Origin of the sequence: Hafnia sp. (genome assembly GCF_036648275.1) — a bacterium.
Taxonomy (GTDB): domain Bacteria; phylum Pseudomonadota; class Gammaproteobacteria; order Enterobacterales; family Enterobacteriaceae; genus Hafnia; species Hafnia alvei.
On sequence record NZ_JAVXIQ010000007.1, the window covers coordinates 19,959 to 36,828 of the forward strand.

At 52.5% G+C, this 16,870-nt stretch carries 21 protein-coding genes; 11 read left to right on the plus strand and 10 right to left on the minus strand.

Annotated features, from left to right (window positions below; genetic code table 11):
* Positions 1 to 94 precede the first annotated feature (94 nt).
* From RSC70_RS08540 to flgA, 3 genes are all read right to left on the minus strand, one after another.
* Complete coding sequence (locus tag RSC70_RS08540) at positions 95 to 520, minus strand: flagella synthesis protein FlgN (protein ID WP_332542230.1); 426 nt, start codon at positions 518 to 520, stop codon at positions 95 to 97.
* A gap of 13 nt (positions 521 to 533) precedes the next feature.
* Complete coding sequence (flgM, locus tag RSC70_RS08545) at positions 534 to 833, minus strand: flagellar biosynthesis anti-sigma factor FlgM (protein WP_040044575.1); 300 nt, start codon at positions 831 to 833, stop codon at positions 534 to 536.
* Between the two features lie 186 nt (positions 834 to 1,019).
* Positions 1,020 to 1,700, minus strand: a complete 681-nt coding sequence (gene flgA / locus RSC70_RS08550; RefSeq protein ID WP_332542231.1) for a flagellar basal body P-ring formation chaperone FlgA — start codon at positions 1,698 to 1,700, stop codon at positions 1,020 to 1,022.
* A gap of 227 nt (positions 1,701 to 1,927) precedes the next feature.
* Between flgA and flgB the strand changes: the two genes are divergently transcribed.
* From flgB to flgL, 11 genes are all read left to right on the plus strand, one after another.
* A complete protein-coding gene (gene flgB, locus RSC70_RS08555; RefSeq protein WP_025802296.1) occupies positions 1,928 to 2,341 on the plus strand; it encodes a flagellar basal body rod protein FlgB in 414 nt (137 codons plus the stop codon).
* A gap of 5 nt (positions 2,342 to 2,346) precedes the next feature.
* Positions 2,347 to 2,751, plus strand: a complete 405-nt coding sequence (gene flgC / locus RSC70_RS08560) for a flagellar basal body rod protein FlgC (RefSeq protein ID WP_025802294.1) — start codon at positions 2,347 to 2,349, stop codon at positions 2,749 to 2,751.
* A gap of 11 nt (positions 2,752 to 2,762) precedes the next feature.
* Complete coding sequence (gene flgD, locus RSC70_RS08565) at positions 2,763 to 3,464, plus strand: flagellar hook assembly protein FlgD (protein WP_025802292.1); 702 nt, start codon at positions 2,763 to 2,765, stop codon at positions 3,462 to 3,464.
* A 53-nt stretch (positions 3,465 to 3,517) separates the two neighbouring features.
* A complete protein-coding gene (gene flgE / locus RSC70_RS08570) occupies positions 3,518 to 4,762 on the plus strand; it encodes a flagellar hook protein FlgE (protein WP_332542232.1) in 1,245 nt (414 codons plus the stop codon).
* Positions 4,763 to 4,830: 68 nt separating this feature from the next.
* Positions 4,831 to 5,586, plus strand: coding sequence for a flagellar basal body rod protein FlgF (locus RSC70_RS08575; protein WP_332542233.1), 756 nt, complete (start codon positions 4,831 to 4,833; stop codon positions 5,584 to 5,586).
* Positions 5,587 to 5,625: 39 nt separating this feature from the next.
* Entirely contained in the window at positions 5,626 to 6,408 is a 783-nt protein-coding gene (flgG, locus tag RSC70_RS08580; RefSeq protein ID WP_004092136.1) for a flagellar basal-body rod protein FlgG, read from the plus strand.
* A gap of 14 nt (positions 6,409 to 6,422) precedes the next feature.
* On the plus strand, positions 6,423 to 7,226 hold the full coding sequence (flgH, locus tag RSC70_RS08585) for a flagellar basal body L-ring protein FlgH (RefSeq protein ID WP_234619278.1): 804 nt from the start codon (positions 6,423 to 6,425) through the stop codon (positions 7,224 to 7,226).
* Positions 7,227 to 7,291: 65 nt separating this feature from the next.
* Positions 7,292 to 8,413, plus strand: a complete 1,122-nt coding sequence (locus RSC70_RS08590; RefSeq protein WP_234619291.1) for a flagellar basal body P-ring protein FlgI — start codon at positions 7,292 to 7,294, stop codon at positions 8,411 to 8,413.
* Positions 8,413 to 9,351 carry a flagellar assembly peptidoglycan hydrolase FlgJ gene (gene flgJ, locus RSC70_RS08595; RefSeq protein WP_063586877.1) on the plus strand — a complete coding sequence of 313 codons (939 nt, stop codon included), beginning with the start codon at positions 8,413 to 8,415 and terminating at the stop codon, positions 9,349 to 9,351. Before RSC70_RS08590 ends, flgJ begins: the two co-directional genes overlap by 1 nt.
* A 321-nt stretch (positions 9,352 to 9,672) precedes the next feature.
* The gene (gene flgK / locus RSC70_RS08600; RefSeq protein ID WP_282807220.1) at positions 9,673 to 11,358 is read left to right on the plus strand and encodes a flagellar hook-associated protein FlgK; all 1,686 of its coding nucleotides are present in this window, start codon (positions 9,673 to 9,675) and stop codon (positions 11,356 to 11,358) included.
* A 15-nt stretch (positions 11,359 to 11,373) separates the two neighbouring features.
* The gene (flgL, locus tag RSC70_RS08605; protein ID WP_040046479.1) at positions 11,374 to 12,354 is read left to right on the plus strand and encodes a flagellar hook-associated protein FlgL; all 981 of its coding nucleotides are present in this window, start codon (positions 11,374 to 11,376) and stop codon (positions 12,352 to 12,354) included.
* Positions 12,355 to 12,441: 87 nt separating this feature from the next.
* Here flgL and fliR read toward each other — a convergent pair whose 3' ends face one another.
* From fliR to fliL, 7 genes are read right to left on the minus strand one after another with little or no spacing between them, the layout of a single operon-like run.
* Positions 12,442 to 13,227 carry a flagellar biosynthetic protein FliR gene (gene fliR / locus RSC70_RS08610; protein ID WP_043493767.1) on the minus strand — a complete coding sequence of 262 codons (786 nt, stop codon included), beginning with the start codon at positions 13,225 to 13,227 and terminating at the stop codon, positions 12,442 to 12,444.
* A gap of 8 nt (positions 13,228 to 13,235) precedes the next feature.
* On the minus strand, positions 13,236 to 13,505 hold the full coding sequence (gene fliQ / locus RSC70_RS08615) for a flagellar biosynthesis protein FliQ (protein ID WP_008813840.1): 270 nt from the start codon (positions 13,503 to 13,505) through the stop codon (positions 13,236 to 13,238).
* A 25-nt stretch (positions 13,506 to 13,530) separates the two neighbouring features.
* Positions 13,531 to 14,277 carry a flagellar type III secretion system pore protein FliP gene (fliP, locus tag RSC70_RS08620; protein ID WP_025802272.1) on the minus strand — a complete coding sequence of 249 codons (747 nt, stop codon included), beginning with the start codon at positions 14,275 to 14,277 and terminating at the stop codon, positions 13,531 to 13,533.
* The gene (gene fliO / locus RSC70_RS08625) at positions 14,277 to 14,675 is read right to left on the minus strand and encodes a flagellar biosynthetic protein FliO (RefSeq protein ID WP_332542234.1); all 399 of its coding nucleotides are present in this window, start codon (positions 14,673 to 14,675) and stop codon (positions 14,277 to 14,279) included. Before fliO ends, fliP begins: the two co-directional genes overlap by 1 nt.
* Entirely contained in the window at positions 14,675 to 15,100 is a 426-nt protein-coding gene (fliN, locus tag RSC70_RS08630) for a flagellar motor switch protein FliN (RefSeq protein WP_025802268.1), read from the minus strand. The genes fliO and fliN overlap by 1 nt, the downstream gene beginning before the upstream one ends.
* The gene (gene fliM, locus RSC70_RS08635) at positions 15,093 to 16,106 is read right to left on the minus strand and encodes a flagellar motor switch protein FliM (RefSeq protein WP_025802266.1); all 1,014 of its coding nucleotides are present in this window, start codon (positions 16,104 to 16,106) and stop codon (positions 15,093 to 15,095) included. Before fliM ends, fliN begins: the two co-directional genes overlap by 8 nt.
* A gap of 5 nt (positions 16,107 to 16,111) precedes the next feature.
* Positions 16,112 to 16,591, minus strand: coding sequence for a flagellar basal body-associated protein FliL (gene fliL, locus RSC70_RS08640; protein ID WP_025802264.1), 480 nt, complete (start codon positions 16,589 to 16,591; stop codon positions 16,112 to 16,114).
* Positions 16,592 to 16,870: the final 279 nt, after the last annotated feature.

A 16,870-nucleotide genomic window follows, 5' to 3' on the forward strand; every position in this document is an offset into this window, starting at 1 on the left:
GTACAAATGCTATCTTCGAGATACAAGAATATCTCGATCTGCTCCTCCCCCTGCGAAGGGGGAGGCTGGGAGGGGGTATTTTTGAAAGTACGAACTAAATACTCAACTTCCTACCCGTAATCATCCCGCTTTGCGCCTGCCCATCGGGGCCATATAGCGATTGCCCATGACGGCTTTTCAGCGTATCGATCGCGCCTTGGTTGCGGGTGAGGTGTTGGTTGAGCAGCATGCCGTTGTGCTGGTTCATGTCGTGTAATCTCTTGGTGAGATCCATGATGTTTTGCCACAGCGTGGAAAGTTCGGCATCTTCTGAATAGGGGGCTTGATCGCCGGTATTATGACGATGCTGTTCCTGATGGCGAAGCGTGGCGAGCAGATTCTCTTTTTCTAATGTGGCGGCCTGCAAACGCACTGCGTCTACACGACCGGCACACAATAGTGACTGTTCGTTTTCAAGCTCAACTTCAAGCGTTTTCAGGGTGTCCAACATGTGTTGCAGCACGTCTAACGTTCCGGGCATAGATGACTACCTGTCAGTCGTTTGATTTCAGTAAATCGTGGGTGTCCTGCAACAGCGCGTCAGCAATTTTACCGGTGTCCATGCTCAACTCGCCGTTGCGGATAGCTAGCTTTAATGCTTCAACGCGTTCAACGTTGATATCTTGGCCGTTAGGCTGCATCAAGCGTGATTGCGCATCGCTCAATTTAACTTGTGCGCCATCAACTGCAGGTTGGCTGGTCGCCTCTTTGCGTTTCTGTTGCTGAATTTCGGATGCTTCTCTTGGCTGAATCGGGCTTACACCGCTCAGCGAATGGGTGCGATCTATGCTCATTGTCATTATCTCACTGGTTAGTTGGCGCTAGCCTGTTCTGTCATTAAACACAGCGACAACGTGTTTTCTCTGTTTGTACCATCGGCCCGGCAGCCAATAACTTTAGTCATAATTGCTTGTTTCGATCGATTTATTGCACTTTTTTTTCAAAAAATACGAAAAAAACGCGACCATTACCTAAAACGATCACATTAACAGCGTTATTGAGCCCTGTTCGGTGGCCTTGCCGGTGATAATTTGCCCTGATGCTAAGCGTACCCGAACGCTGTCGGCGATAGCCGCATTGTTGAGCGCCTTCCCTTCGCTGGTGACGTTGAAGCCGTCTCCCTGAGCCAAAATCTGCACCGACTGGCCCGCTTTGATTATCCACGAACGGCGTATCATTGATGCGGTGACCGTTTGGCCTGCGGCTAAATCACGCGTTAATACCGCGCTATCGAGCTGGCTTATTTCCATAATGCTGCCCGCCGGGAGTTTATCCAAACGCCCCTGCGTCATTTTAAAATCAGCGGGGCTAATATGTTGCCCGCGTGTCAGCGGAGACTGAGCAACGGGGTATTCCCCCATGACTTGAACCTCCACCTGCAAATAGCGTTTATCTTGCGGACATTGGGCAAGCACGCTCACGGTTCCCCAGCGACGCGCCGAAGAGGCCATAGAAAACTGTGGCATTTCACACTTCGGCCATTGTGACTGCGGGGATCGAATATTGACGTTTACCTGCTGATTCACAGCGCTGTATTGCTGGCTAAAAAATTGGTGTAACCCTTCTTCAAGCGCTGATGCCGCCTGAGCGGCTGGCAAGAATAACCCCCCTAAGAGGGCGGCATTCAGGATGAATAGCGGCTTTAATGAGCCAAAACACATATGGCCTCCGCAGGCGATTATGACGGTATTGGGATAACTTAAGTTCCTTAGTCTAACGTCTTCACCGCAAAATAAAGGCCACAAATAGCGCCGCATTATGCGCTTATTCCTCCCATCGTCTGTATTCACCCACGTCTATGCTATCCACTCCAAATTGTCATTCTTGACGATCTGCTGGCCCGTTGTATGCGGCGGCAGCGCGTCCTAAACCACTTAGCGGAGAAGGTATGCTCGATAAACTGGATGCTGCGTTACGTTTTCAGCAAGAAGCTTTAAACCTACGCGCACAGCGTCAGGAAATCCTGGCTGCCAATATCGCCAATGCTGATACCCCTGGCTTTCAAGCCAGAGATATTGATTTTTCTTCACAGCTCACGCGAGCCATTGAACAAGGCCGAGTGAACGGCAGCGGTGTCTCTTTGACCACCACCTCCAGCCGTCATATCCCAGCTCAGAATTTCCAGCCGCCTGAATTGGACATGCTTTACCGCGTGCCCGATCAGCCTTCGCTGGATGGCAATACCGTAGATATGGATCGTGAACGTACAGAGTTCGCTGATAACAGTCTGCGTTACCAAACCGATCTCACCGTTATCAGCGGGCAGATCAAAAGCATGATGTCTGTGTTGCAACAAGGATAACGACCATGTCGATGCTCAACATTTTTAATATTTCCGGTTCGGCGCTAGCGGCTCAGTCGCAGCGTATGAACGTGGCGGCTAGCAACATGGCCAACGCCGACAGCGTAACCGGACCTGACGGCGAGCCATACCGCGCCAAGCAGGTGGTATTTGAAGTTCAGGCTGCGCCAGGGCAGGAAACCGGCGGAGTGAAAGTCTCGCAGCTGGTGGACGATCCGTCGCCAGAGCGTTTGGTGTACCAACCGGGTAATCCGTTAGCCGATGCCAAAGGGTATGTGCGGATGCCTAACGTTGACGTTGTTGGGGAAATGGTGAACTCCATCGCCGCCTCACGCAGCTATCAGGCAAACGTCGAAGTCCTCAACACCACCAAATCGTTAATGATGAAAACATTAACGCTTGGCCAATAACAGGAGGCGCTATGGCAGTTTCTGTCTCGCTTAATGATCCGGTTGATATTTCTAGCGCAACCAACAAAACCAACAGCAGTAACGGGCTAACCAGCCAAAACAGTCAGGACTTAAGCAACAGCTTCCTGACGCTTCTGGTTGCGCAGTTAAAGAATCAGGACCCCACTAATCCGCTACAAAACAATGAGCTGACCAGTCAGCTGGCGCAGATCAACACCGTGAGCGGCATTGAAAAACTCAATACCACGCTGGGTTCTATCTCCGGCCAGATCAATAGCAACCAGTCTTTACAGGCCAGTAGCTTAATTGGTCATGGCGTGATGATCCCAGGCAAAAATATTTTGGCTGGTAAAAACGAAGGCGATACCACCACCAGCACCACTCCGTTTGGGTTTGAGCTGGAAAGTGGCGCGCAAAGCGTTGTGGTTAGCATCAGCGATGCCAACGGCGTGGTCGTTAAACAAATTGATTTGGGCACCCAAACTGCGGGCGTTCACAGCTACACCTGGGATGGTACGCAAACCGACGGCACTAATGTGCCAAACGGTGCTTACACCTTCAGCGTTAGCGCAACCAATCAAGGCCAGCCGATGGTGGTTCAGCCGCTGCACTTTGGCATGGTTAACGGTGTGACCAAAAACGGCAATGGTGCATTGCTGGAACTCGGTATGGCGGGCACTGCTTCGCTTGATGACGTACGCCAGATTTTGTAGCACTGACGGATTTATCTAATCGCTTATTTTGACCTTCAGATACAGGACCTCACATGGGATTCAACCAAGCAGTCAGCGGCTTAAACGCCGCCGCCAGTAACCTCGACGTTATCGGCAACAATATCGCTAACTCACAAACCGTAGGGTTTAAATCCGGCTCGGTAACTTTTGCCGATATGTTTGCAGGCTCAAAAGTGGGTCTAGGCGTAAAAGTCGCCAGCGTACAGCAGGACTTCACCGACGGTATCACCACCACCACCAACCGTGGTTTGGATGTGGCTATCAGCGGCAACGGCTTCTTCCGTATGCAAGATGCCAACGGTGGCGTGTATTACTCGCGTAATGGGCAGTTCACCAAAAACCAGGACAACTTCCTGACCAACGCGCAGGGCGTGTTCTTGACCGGCTATCCGGCAGCAGGCTCACCGCCAACCATTCAGCAGGGTGCGCAGCCTTCAGCGATTCAGATCCCAACCGGCATGATGCCGGCCAAGGCCAGTACTTCAGGCAACATGAGCATGAACCTGAACTCGGCGCATGAAGTACCGAAGAATAACCCGTTCAAAGTGGACGACGTTGATTCCTATACCTATGCCACGTCCATCACCACCTACGATTCGCTGGGCAACTCCCACAACATGAATCTCTATTTTGTGAAGGGAACACCTACCGCAGCAACCCCACCAGCGACGGGCACCGTTACTCCGTGGACCGTGTATAGCGTTGATAGCGCCGCAGCCTCGACCGTAGCCCCACAAAATGCAGGTAAATTAGAGTTTGACCAAAACGGCACGCTGCAAAATTCCGGCACGCCTTTAGCACTGAACATGGCGGCTAACAACGGCGCGCCAGCGCAAAACTTTAACCTGACCTTCACCGGTTCTATGCAGCAAAACACCGGTAAAGACGGCGTGACCGCCAAGAGCCAAGACGGCTATGCCGCAGGTGAGATGACCGGCTATCAGATTAACGACGACGGCACCATCACCGGTACTTACTCCAACCAGCAAACTCAGCTTCTTGCTCAGATTGTGATGGCCAACTTTGCCAACCCAGAAGGCCTTCAGTCTGAGGGCAACAACATGTGGAAAGAGAGCGCGACTTCTGGTCAGGCGATTGTGGGGGTTCCGGGTGCAAGCGGCTTGGGCGCATTGACCAGCGGCGCAGTGGAAGCGTCTAACGTCGATCTGAGTAAAGAACTGGTCAACATGATTGTCGCCCAGCGTAACTACCAGTCCAACGCACAGACCATCAAAACGCAGGATCAGATCCTGCAAACGCTGGTTAACCTGCGTTAATTATCACTTACCCACATCTTCTGGGCGCAGAGGAAACTTGCTGCGCTCAGAGGTAACAGGCAGATGCTATGGATCACGCGATTTATACCGCGATGGGGGCCGCAAGCCAAACCCTCGAACAGCAGTCAATAACCGCCAATAACATGGCGAACGCCAGCACCCCCGGCTTTCGTGCACAGTTGGCAGCGCTACGCGCCGTGCCGGTAGAAGGCGATAGCATTGAAACCCGCACGTTGGTCGCGGCGTCAACGCCGATGCACGACATGAGTATGGGCAAGCTGGACTATACCGAACGCCCTCTGGACGTGGCTTTACAGCAGGATGGCTGGCTGGCGGTACGTAATGCCGACGGAACGGAAGCTTATACCCGTAACGGTAATTTGCAGATCAACACCGCGGGGCAGTTGACCTCGCAGGGCAATTTGGTGATTGGCGATAACGGCCCAATCGCGATTCCCGATCGCGCTGAAGTCACTATCGCGGCAGACGGCACCATCACCGCGCTCGGCGCGGGCGACCAGCCGAACACCACGACTCAGGTTGGGCGTTTAAAGCTGGTGAAAGCCACGGCGGAGGAAGTTCAGCACGGTGACGATGGCCTGTTTCATCTCACGGCTGAAGCACAGCAGCAACGCGGTGCCACGCTGACGCTCGATCCTGAGGTTCGTCTGATGCCCGGCGTGTTGGAAGGAAGCAACGTTAAACCGGTGGATACGATGGTCGATATGATCGCCAACGCCCGCCGTTTTGAAATGCAGATGAAGGTCATTCGCAGCGTGGATGACAACGAACAAAAAGCCAACCAGCTGTTGTCATTGAGTTAATAGCCGCTGCGCGATTGGAATAACTGTAGGAGTGTTTGAATGATCCGTTCACTGTACATCGCAAAAACTGGGCTTGAGGCCCAACAAACTAACATGGACGTTATCGCCAACAACTTGGCGAACGTCAGCACCAACGGCTTTAAACGCCAACGTGCGGTATTTGAAGATCTGATGTACCAAACACTGCGCCAGCCGGGAGCACAATCTTCCGAGCAAACCACGCTGCCTTCGGGCTTACAGATTGGTACTGGTGTGCGTCCTGTCGCCACCGAGCGCTTGCATAGCCAAGGCAACCTGTCGCAAACCGACAACAGCCGTGACGTTGCTATCAAAGGCCAAGGCTTCTTCCAAGTACAGCAGCCGGACGGCACGCTGGCCTATACCCGTGATGGTTCATTTCAAGTTGACCAAAATGGTCAGTTGGTAACCTCAAGTGGTTTTCAAGTGGTTCCTGCGATCACCATCCCTGCTAACGCCACCAAGCTGACCATTGGCCGTGACGGTATTGTGAGCGTGAATCAGCAAGGTCAAACCGCGACCACACAGGTTGGACAGCTGACGCTAACCACCTTTATCAACGACGCGGGCTTGGAGAGCGTGGGTGAAAATCTGTATCAAGAAACAGAAAGCTCCGGTGCTCCGACCGAAAGCACGCCTGGCCTGAATGGCGCTGGCATGTTGTATCAAGGCTATGTTGAAACCTCTAACGTTAATGTGGCCGAAGAGCTGGTTAACATGATCCAAACTCAGCGTGCCTATGAGATCAACAGTAAAGCCGTGACAACGTCTGACCAGATGCTGCAGCGCTTAACGCAGCTCTAAGGACTGATAGCCGCATGTTTATTGAGACGTCAGACGTACGCTATAACCCCACCTTACCCCTAATGTCTGGGGACGGTAGGAACGCGATCGGCTCCTTCCCCTGCAAAGGGGGAGGCTGGGAGGGGGTTTCAAGCAAACTTATTATAAGTGCCGCACTGAGTGCGGCTTTACTGCTTTCCGGCTGTGCCTATATTCCTCACGATCAAATCGTGAAGGGAGCCACCACTGCCTCACCGGCACCAGCGGCACCGCCAATTGCCAATGGTTCTATCTTCCAAAGCGTGCAGCCGATGAACTACGGCTACCAGCCGCTGTTTGAGGATCGCCGCCCACGCAACGTTGGCGATACGCTCACCATCGCACTGCAAGAAAACGTCAGCGCCAGCAAAAGCTCTTCGGCGAACGCCAGCCGTAACGGCAAATCCAGCTTCGAGGTGGCGACCACGCCGCGCTATCTGGAAGGGCTGTTTGGCAACGCGCGTGCCGATATGAATATGTCGGGTGACAACCAGTTTGGCGGCAAGGGTGGAGCCAACGCGAACAACACCTTTAACGGCACTATTACCGTGACCGTGGCCGAAGTCTTAGCCAACGGCAACCTGAAAGTGGTGGGCGAAAAACAAATTGCGATTAACCAAGGAACCGAATTTATTCGTTTCTCCGGCGTCGTGAATCCTCGCACCATCAGCGGCAGCAACACCGTGGTTTCCACGCAGGTGGCTGATGCGCGCATCGAATATGTTGGCAGCGGGTATATCAACGAAGCGCAAAACATGGGTTGGTTGCAGCGATTCTTCCTCAACCTTTCACCGTATTAATAAGGTCTGACCCTATGTTGATAAGGAATGGTTTTATAAAAATGAGCTTACTGAAATATGGCTCTATGCGTGCAGCATACTGGACAAAAACGCTATTGGTTGGATTGGTCGTGTGTCTTGGTCTGGTGGCACAAAGCGCGAGCGCCGAGCGTATTCGTGATCTCACGACCGTTCAGGGCGTACGTGATAACGCCCTTATCGGCTATGGGTTGGTCGTTGGGTTAGATGGTTCGGGCGATCAAACCATGCAAACTCCGTTTACCACCCAAAGCCTGAACAACATGTTGTCACAGCTGGGGATTACCGTGCCGGCGGGAACCAACATGCAGCTTAAAAACGTGGCTGCGGTAATGGTAACCGCCAAGCTGCCCGCGTTTTCGCGCGCGGGACAAAACATTGACGTCGTCGTTTCTTCGATGGGTAATGCGAAAAGCCTGCGTGGCGGCACGTTGCTGATGACGCCGATGAAAGGGGTTGATAATCAGGTTTATGCGCTTGCGCAAGGCAACGTCTTAGTTGGCGGAGCCGGAGCCTCGGCGGGCGGCAGCAGCGTTCAGGTGAACCAGCTAGCGGGCGGACGTATCACCGGTGGTGCCACCATTGAGCGCGAAATTGCTAGCACCTTTGGTAACAGCAATATCATCAACCTTCAGCTTAATGATGAAGACTTCAGCTTGGCACAACGGATCAGCGATTCGATTAATCGTTTTGGCGGAATGGGTTCGGCCACGCCGCTGGATGCTCGTACCGTGCAGGTTTTGGTGCCGCAGGGCAACAGTAATCAGGTGCGGGTGCTGGCGAATATTCAGAACATTGAAGTGTCTGTCGGCAGCTTTGACGCCAAGGTTATCGTTAACTCGCGTACCGGTTCGGTGGTGATGAACCGCAACGTTGAGCTGGATTCTTGTGCCGTTGCGCAGGGGAATTTATCGGTAGTGGTGGATCGTCAAAATACCGTCAGCCAGCCAAATACGCCGTTTGGCGGCGGGCAAACCGTGGTAACGCCAAATACACAGATTTCGGTTCAGCAGGGACAGGGCTCGCTTCAGCAGGTTCGTTCTAGCGCCAACCTAAACAGCGTGGTTCGCACATTGAATGCGTTGGGCGCAACGCCTAACGATCTGATGTCCATTTTGCAAGCCATGCAAAGTGCCGGTTGTTTACGTGCCAAATTGGAAATTATCTGATGAATGATAGCTTCTCTCTAGGAAGTGCAGCGTATGACGCGCAGGCGCTAAACCAGCTCAAACGCCATACGGCCGCGGGGTCGGAACAAGCGATTCGTGAAACCGCTAAGCAGATGGAAGGGATGTTCGTACAAATGATGCTGAAAAGCATGCGTGCGGCCTTGCCTCAGGATGGGGAGCTAAGCACCGAACAAACCAAGCTGTATACGTCGATGTATGACCAGCAGATCGCGCAGGAGATGTCGGGCAGTTTAGGCATTGCCGATATGCTGGTTCAGCAGCTCTCCGGTAGTAAAACGACTATTCCAGACAGCGTGGGAAGCACCCCGATGGCGCTGGATGGCGAGACTATCCAAAGTATGCCGGTTCGGGCGCTTGAACAGGTGATGCGCCGTGCGATGCCGCGTATTCCGCAGAATGGTTCACCGATGCCAACCAACAACGGGGAGTTTGTCACTCAGCTAAGCGGTGCGGCACGGGTCGCGAGCCAGCAAAGCGGGATTCCACATCAGCTGATTGTGGCACAGGCCGCGCTGGAATCCGGTTGGGGACAGCGTGAAATTCCTACGCCGGATGGCTCGCGCAGCTACAACCTGTTTGGTATCAAAGCAGGAAAAAGCTGGGACGGCCCAACCACGGAGATCGCCACCACGGAATATGAAAACGGAGCGGCGCACAAAGTGAAGGCCAAGTTCCGCGTTTATGGATCTTATCTGGAAGCGATCAGCGATTACGTTCAACTGATTACCAATAATCCACGGTATGCCAACGTCGCCAATGCCAATACGCCAGAGCAGGCCGCGCACGCTTTGCAAAAAGCGGGCTACGCCACTGACCCGAACTACGCCAGCAAATTAGTGCAGGTAATAGGACAGATTAAAAATGCAGGGGCGCAGGCGGTGAAGGCCTATACCACGGATTTGGAGAAGTTGTTTTAGTGGGTAGCCCCCACCCTAACCCTCCCCCTGACAGGGGAGGGAACCGAACGGAGTTGTATGAAATCTCGGTGCGTTCTTCCTCTCGGAGAACCGCTGGAGTTGCATGAAATCTCGATATGCTCCTCCCCCTGGCAAGGGGGAGGCTGGGAGGGGGTATTTCATTTCAACCTCGAAAGCCTGAGAGAGAAAAAACGGCAAAATAAGTTCGCTTTGAGCCACAGTTTCCCCTCAAGTTTACCGCCACCCCGCCGATAACAATTTCAACAACAAGAGCCTTGCCGCGTGATGACGTGAGGCTTTTTTAAGTTTAAAGGAACCCGAATGGCTAACTTAATCAACAGCGCAATGAGTGGACTAAGCGCCGCACAGACCGCGCTGAGCGTCGCGAGTAATAACTTGAGCAATGTTTACACCCAAGGCTATAACCGCCAAACCGTCAGCTTTGCACAGAGCGGTGGAACCAGCACGCCAACGGGCTTTATCGGCAACGGTGTTAACGTGAGCGGCATTAACCGCGAATATAACTCTTTTATCGTTAACCAACTGCGCCAAGGGCAGAGCGATTACGCTTCGACCACTGCGTATTACCAGCAGGTATCGCAAATCGATAACCTGTTGGCGGATAGCAACAACAGCCTGTCGGCGAATATGCAGGACTTCTTCTCTAACCTGCAAAATTTAGTCAGCAACCCTAGCGATCCGGCAGCACGCCAAACCGTATTAGCCAAGGCCAATGGCTTGGTGAATCAGTTTAAAACCACAGATGAATATCTGAAGAATCTTGAGAGCAACGCGAATCTGACCGTCAGTAACAGCGTTGAACAGATCAATAATTACACCAAACAGATTGCCAGCCTTAACGATCAAATCTCACGCCTTACCGGCGCAAGCGGTGGCAACGCGCCAAACGATCTTCTCGACCTGCGCGATCAGATGGCCACCGAGCTGAATCAGATTGCGAATGTAGAAATCACCATGCAAGAGGGCTCAATGAGCGTCTCGTTTGCCGGTGGTTTATCGCTGGTACAGGGTGGAACTAGCTACAAGCTAGAAGCTATTCCGTCGAGCGCCAACCCTCAGCGCCTGACGGTTGGCTATAACCGAGGGTCAGGAGCGGCCAGCGAAGTGCCTGAAGGTCGCATCACCGGCGGCAGCCTGAGCGGCATATTGCAGTTCCGCAGCGGCGCGCTGGATAACGCGCGTAACCAGCTTGGGCAGATCGCGCTTTCTATGGCCGATAGCTTTAATAAAGTTCAGCAAGCCGGTGTCGATCTTAATGGCGATCTCACGACCAACGAGCCGTTCTTCACCATTGGTCAGCCTTCTTCTTACGCTAACAGCAATAATAGCCAAGCGGCGGGCGCATCTATTTCGGCCACCTACACGGATGTTAGCCAAACGAAGGCAACAGATTACCGTTTGGAATATGACAAAGATGGCAAGTGGCAGATAACGCGCCTTTCCGACAACAGCAAAATCACCAACCTTGCGGCTGATGCGAATGGCAAATTGAAGTTTGATGGTTTGGAAGTCACGGTTGCGCCAGCAGCAGCGAAGAACGACAGTTTCACGCTGAAAACCACCTCAAGCGCGGTACAAGGTTTTGGCGTGGCGATTACCGATGCGGCCAAAATTGGCGCGGGTACGCCGAAGTACGATGCAGGCGGCAACTTGGTGATTGATTCCACCGGTAAAGGTGATAACACCAACGCCCAGAAAATGTTGGATCTGCAAAAAGCGCAGACCGTGGGTGGCAAATCTACCTTCAACGAAGCCTATGCAGGGTTAGTCGGCACGGTCGGTAACCAAACCAACAGTGCGAAAGTGGATAGCACCGCACAGGGTAACGTAGTGAAACAGCTGGCTCTACAACAGCAGTCGGTTTCAGGTGTAAACCTTGATGAAGAGTACGGCAATCTGATGCGTTTCCAGCAGTATTATCAGGCAAATGCTCAGGTTATTCAGACGGCGACGACGCTATTTAGCGCTCTGCTTAATATTCGATAAGAAGGATGTTATTCCATGCGTCTTAGCACCAGCATGATGTACCAACAGAATATGGGTGGTATCACCGATGCACAGTCTGAATGGCAGCGCGTCGGTCAACAGCTCTCCAGCGGCAAGCGAGTGATCAACCCTTCAGATGATCCGCTAGCGGCATCGCAACTGGTTGGCTTAAAGCAGTCTCAGGCTCAAAACGACCAATATACTATGGCGCGCGGCTATGCTCGCCAAGGCGTATCGCTGGAAGAGAGCGTATTGCAGCAGGTGACATCCTCCCTGCAAGATGCCACGCCGGTACTCGTCGATGGCGCTTCTTCAGGCAGCAAAAGTGATGATGACCGCGCTTCTATCGCCAAACAGTTGGAAGGTATTCGCGATCAGCTACTGAATCTGGCCAACAGCACCGACGGCAATGGCCGTTACGTGTTTGCCGGCTTCAAAAATGATACCGCGCCTTTCACCAAAGTGACCGATCCGGTGACTGGCAGCGTGACCGTAACCTATAAGGGCGGCGATACCGCTGTGACGCAAAAAGTTGATGCTGCGCGGGATATGACTATCAGCCACACCGGTTCAGATGTGTTCCAACAAGCGTCCAGCAATCCGGTAAAAGAACCCGATGGTTCGGTGAATAGCGATATCTTTAGCACCTTGCAAAAGGCGATTGATGCGCTAAAAACCCCGATTGCAGGCGCGGATGAAACGGTGAAAAAGGGCGTAAGTGATGCACTTGACTCAGCCAACCGCGGTCTGCGTAACACCTTGAATAACGTCTCGCAGGTGCGCGCTGAGCTCGGGACTAACCTGAAAGAGCTGGACTCTCTGGATGCGGTAGGCAGCGAACGCGCCATGACCTACACCAGCCGTATCAGCCAAACACAGGACGTTGATTGGTATCAGGCCATTTCAGACTACAGCCTGCGCCAGGTGTCTCTGCAAGCATCGTATAAAGCGTTTACGGATATGCAGGGCATGTCTCTGTTCCAGATGCTTCGCTAATCTCCGTCATACTCGATATAGACAAAAAGCCCCCGCTAGCAATAACGGGGGCTTTTTTATGCAAGAGAATTACGCGAAGCGGCTATATCACAATCCCTGCATACCACCGATCACTTGGGTTAAGCGCTCGAAAATCTCGCTGAAGAGATGTTCACTGAAGGGCACCAGCATTGGCATCATCAGGCTAAGCGAAAGCATACCGATGGTGAGCGTGAGGGGAAAACCCACCACGAAAATAGAGAGTTGTGGCGTCATGCGATTGAGCAGCCCCAGCGCGGTATTGAGCGATAGTAGTAAGGTAATGAGAGGAAGCGCCAGCATCAGCCCATTAATGAAAATCAGGCTACCGGCCTGAGCCAGCATCAAAAAACCGTTGCCGTTAAGCGGCTGCTCGCTGATGGGCAGGGTTTGAAAGCTGTCTGCCAGAATAGAAATCATCCACAGATGACCGTTAAAACTAAGAAATAACAACATGGTCAGCAGGTTAAGCAAGCGCGCCAAAATCGGCATGTTGGGACCGCCGGAAGGGTCAAAAAAGGTGGCAAATGAAAGCCCCATTTGCAGACCAATCACTTCGCCCGCGAGGCGAACGGCGGCAAAAGCAAACTGCATGGTTAAGCCGAGTGCGGCACCAATCAAGATTTGCTGGGTAACCAGCCATAGGCCGCTAATGCTAACCACCGGCGTCGGATTACTGCCTAAATTAGGCACTAACAGAAAAGTAATTGCCATCGCCAAGCCAACCTTGGTCTTTTTGCTGATGGCTTTTTCACTCAGCAGCGGTGCGGTGCTGATTAAAGCCAGCATACGCACAAACGGCCAGAAATATTGACCCAGCCATAAGGCCAGTTGGGAAGTATCAAATGAGATCATCGCCCGCGTTAGCCGATGATGGAGGGAATGCTGGTGAAAAGGGTGCGCATGTAATCTAGCAACAGGCTGAGCATCCACGGTCCTGCAATGACCATCGTCGCGAACACCGCCAGAATTTTAGGAATAAACGACAGCGTCATTTCGTTAATCTGGGTGGCGGCCTGTAGCAAACTGATCACCAAACCACTGATTAACGCGGCCAACAGCAACGGTGTCGCCAAGGCCAATCCCACTTTCATCGCCTGATAACCGAGCGCCATTACGGATTCTGGAGTCATATTTTTTACTCAGTGAGTGAGGCGGTTAACTGTAAAAACTCTGCGCCAGCGAGCCCAATAACAACTGCCAACCATCGACTAAGACAAACAGCATTAATTTGAACGGCAGCGAAATGGTGGCAGGTGGCACCATCATCATCCCGAGCGCCATCAACACGCTGGCAACCACCAGGTCGATAATCAAAAAGGGAATGAAAATGGTGAAGCCAATTTGGAAGGCCGTTTTTAACTCGCTGGTGACGTAAGCGGGCAGCAGAATACGCATCGGTACGTCTTCTGGCCCCGACATCTGTGGCAGATTGGCTAATTTGGCGTACAGCGCCAGATCGGTTTCACGGGTTTGGCGCAGCATGAATTCGCGCAGTGGTTGGGCACCGCGATCCATGGCGACGTCCATGGTGATTTTGTCTTGGCTAAAAGGCTGATAGGCGTCTTGATAAATTTTATCAAACACCGGTGACATCACGAAAAAGGTGAGAAACAGCGCCAGCCCTAGCATCACTTGATTGGGTGGCGCAGACGGCGTGCCTAATGCGCTGCGTAATAATCCCAACACGATGATGATGCGGGTAAAGCTGGTCATCATCAGCAATGCAGCGGGCAAAAATGTTAATGAGGTGAGGAAAACCAGCGTTTGAACCGGCAACGACCAGTTTTGTCCGCCGTTTGCCAGCGGCTGTGAAATAATGCCGGGCAGCTGCGCCAGCGCCAATGGGCTAGCCAGAAGTAATGTTATGGCGCCAAGGCCAAGGATTAAACGCTGAGTGCGCATTAAGACTTATCTCCGCGCTTACCAAATTGTTGCTGTATCACCTGCTTGAAAATCTGGCTGAAGTCCTGTTTTTTCTCAACGGGTTCATCTTCAGCAAGGGGGGCGGTGAAAGTATGCAGATGCGTGACGCTCTGACTGGTTACGCCGAGCACCAAGCATTGATTGTCCACTTCAACCACCACCACGCGCTCACGTGCGCCGAGCGAACAGCTTGCTCGCACGTTAAGCATGCTATTGCGGCTGTTTTTAGGCGCAAAACCTAAGCGTTTAACCAGCCAGCCGATAACCAAAATCAGCAGCAGTATGGCGCCCAGCGTGCTGCCAACCTCTGTCAGTACGCTGCCCGTTGGCACCGCGGGTGCCGCAGGCGCGCTGGATGTTGAAGTAGCGGGGATCATTAGCGGCTCAGACGACGCATGCGTTCAGATGGCGTAATGATGTCGGTGATACGGACGCCAAACTTATCGGCAACCACCACGACTTCACCTTGGGCAATCAGATAACCGTTAATCAGAATATCCAACGGTTCGCCGGCCAGACCGTCAAGCGCAACCACCGAACCCTGCGACAAACGCAGCAGCTCTTTGATGGTCATCTTGGTACGGCCTAATTCCACCGTCAGTTTGACCGGAATATCTAAAATCAAATCAATATCGTGCAGATTGCCGGCTAACGGCGATGGATTATCAAGATTTTGGAAAATCTCATCCGCAGCATTTCCCGCCGAGGTATTTTCGGTGGTTTGCTGTTCGTTCATCGCTTCCGCCCACAGGTCGGCGGCGTCGTCATGACCTTCGGCAGACGGCTTGTTGACGTCACTCATTGGGCTGATCCTCGCTCAGAGCATTTAAAATAGGGTTGATTAATCGTTCTACGCGCAGTGCATATTGTCCGTTTTGGCTGCCGTATTGGCAGGTTAAAACGGGAACGCCATCCACATTGGCGATAAGTTTTTCAGGTTTTTCAATGGGTAATACATCGCCTGGTTGAAGCTTAAGGACTTCGGACAGGCGTAAAGGAATATCAACAAAGTTGGCCACCAGCTCCAGTTCAGAGTGCTGAACCTGTTTGCTGAGCGTATCGCGCCAGTGCTGATCTTCTTGTTTCGAGTTCTCTAACGGTGGGTTAACCAGCAGCTCGCGCAGTGGCTCAATCATCGAGAAAGGAATACAAATATTAAATTCGCCGCTCAGCGCACCCACTTCAATCGTGAAAGGCGTTGTGACCACGATATCGTTCGGTGAAGTGGTGATGTTGGTGAATTTCACCTGAATTTCAGATCGAACGTATTCCACTTCAAGCTTGTAAATGGCGCTCCACGCATCGCGATAGGCATCCAGCGCCAAGCGCAGCATGCGTTTAATCACGCGCTGTTCGGTATGGGTGAACTCACGTCCATCGACTTTGGTTGGGAAGCGACCGTCACCACCAAACAGGTTATCCACCGCCATAAACACTAAGCTTGGCGCAAACACCATAAGCGCGGTGCCGCGTAACGGATTGAGGTGAATAAGATTGAGGTTGGTTGGCACCGGAAGGTTACGGGCGAACTCATGATAGGGCTGAATTTTAACCGCACCGACCGTGATGTCAGGGCTACGGCGCAGCAGGTTAAACAGCCCCATACGAAACTGACGGGCAAAGCGCTCGTTGATGATTTCCAGTGCTTGCAGACGTTCACGTACCACCCGACGCTGAGTGGTCGGGTCGTAGGGGCGAACGTCGCTTTCGCTGCCCGCGAGCGGAATTTCGTTGTCAGGCTTTCCATTGTCGCTATCGCCGTTCAGCAACGCATCAATTTCAGCCTGTGACAGAATGCTATCAGACATAGTGATTACCGCAGGATAAAGGCTGTAAACAACACGTCGCTAACGATCTGCTTTGGCTGACCGGGAGCAATTGGCGGCATGAGCACGGCTTTAATATCAGTCATTAGCTGAGTTTTACCGTGTTCACTGGCCAGCGTGGCGGCGTGTTGGCGCGAAAGCAGCATCAGTAAACGGCTGCGCATTTCAGGCAGATAATCGTTCATACGTTTACGCGTTGCTTCATCGGGTAAACGCAGAGTTAAACCGATGTAAAGCACACGATCGGCATCTTCACCGTCGCTGATCAGGTTAACGGTGAAGGTATCGAGAGGCATAAATACCGGCATCGGCGGTGGAACCGGTTTGCTTTCGGCGAGGGATTCTTGGTGCTGATAGTATTTCCAGCCATAAAAACCGCCACCAGCACCCGCAGCAATAAGAATTAACAGTATCCATACCCACTTGGCACGCCGCTTAGTGTTCTTGGGGAGTGTGGTTTCAGACATAAGGGGATGATTCCTGTTACGGTGCGAAGAAGCGCACATGAATTTTACTTGTGTTGTCTATTATCCTTGGCTCGCGGGTGTTCAATGGGGGGAATAGAGGGTGAAAATGGGGTTAATTGCGGTGGATACCATGCGGATGGTTAATGTTTGGGCTGTTGATTGCTACTACTGAGGTATCTTAGTCATGGTGCATATTACGTACGCCTAATATATCCAGCCAGACATCAATATTGTGCAGGCGTCCGTGTCGGAGGGCTCAAGCGCCGCCCTCCGACGCCT

Coding starts and splice junctions, on each gene's coding strand:
- fliM (WP_025802266.1), bottom strand. CDS start 16,106: ATGTCTGATAGCATTCTGTCACAGGCTGAAATTGATGCGTTGCTGAAC.
- fliO (WP_332542234.1), bottom strand. CDS start 14,675: ATGATCCCCGCTACTTCAACATCCAGCGCGCCTGCGGCACCCGCGGTG.
- fliQ (WP_008813840.1), bottom strand. CDS start 13,505: ATGACTCCAGAATCCGTAATGGCGCTCGGTTATCAGGCGATGAAAGTG.
- RSC70_RS08575 (WP_332542233.1), top strand. CDS start 4,831: ATGGATCACGCGATTTATACCGCGATGGGGGCCGCAAGCCAAACCCTC.
- flgD (WP_025802292.1), top strand. CDS start 2,763: ATGGCAGTTTCTGTCTCGCTTAATGATCCGGTTGATATTTCTAGCGCA.
- flgB (WP_025802296.1), top strand. CDS start 1,928: ATGCTCGATAAACTGGATGCTGCGTTACGTTTTCAGCAAGAAGCTTTA.
- fliN (WP_025802268.1), bottom strand. CDS start 15,100: ATGAGTGACGTCAACAAGCCGTCTGCCGAAGGTCATGACGACGCCGCC.
- fliR (WP_043493767.1), bottom strand. CDS start 13,227: ATGATCTCATTTGATACTTCCCAACTGGCCTTATGGCTGGGTCAATAT.
- RSC70_RS08540 (WP_332542230.1), bottom strand. CDS start 520: ATGCCCGGAACGTTAGACGTGCTGCAACACATGTTGGACACCCTGAAA.
- fliP (WP_025802272.1), bottom strand. CDS start 14,277: ATGCGCACTCAGCGTTTAATCCTTGGCCTTGGCGCCATAACATTACTT.
- RSC70_RS08590 (WP_234619291.1), top strand. CDS start 7,292: ATGCGTGCAGCATACTGGACAAAAACGCTATTGGTTGGATTGGTCGTG.
- flgL (WP_040046479.1), top strand. CDS start 11,374: ATGCGTCTTAGCACCAGCATGATGTACCAACAGAATATGGGTGGTATC.
- flgJ (WP_063586877.1), top strand. CDS start 8,413: ATGAATGATAGCTTCTCTCTAGGAAGTGCAGCGTATGACGCGCAGGCG.
- flgM (WP_040044575.1), bottom strand. CDS start 833: ATGAGCATAGATCGCACCCATTCGCTGAGCGGTGTAAGCCCGATTCAG.
- fliL (WP_025802264.1), bottom strand. CDS start 16,591: ATGTCTGAAACCACACTCCCCAAGAACACTAAGCGGCGTGCCAAGTGG.
- flgA (WP_332542231.1), bottom strand. CDS start 1,700: ATGTGTTTTGGCTCATTAAAGCCGCTATTCATCCTGAATGCCGCCCTC.
- flgC (WP_025802294.1), top strand. CDS start 2,347: ATGTCGATGCTCAACATTTTTAATATTTCCGGTTCGGCGCTAGCGGCT.
- flgK (WP_282807220.1), top strand. CDS start 9,673: ATGGCTAACTTAATCAACAGCGCAATGAGTGGACTAAGCGCCGCACAG.
- flgH (WP_234619278.1), top strand. CDS start 6,423: ATGTTTATTGAGACGTCAGACGTACGCTATAACCCCACCTTACCCCTA.
- flgG (WP_004092136.1), top strand. CDS start 5,626: ATGATCCGTTCACTGTACATCGCAAAAACTGGGCTTGAGGCCCAACAA.
- flgE (WP_332542232.1), top strand. CDS start 3,518: ATGGGATTCAACCAAGCAGTCAGCGGCTTAAACGCCGCCGCCAGTAAC.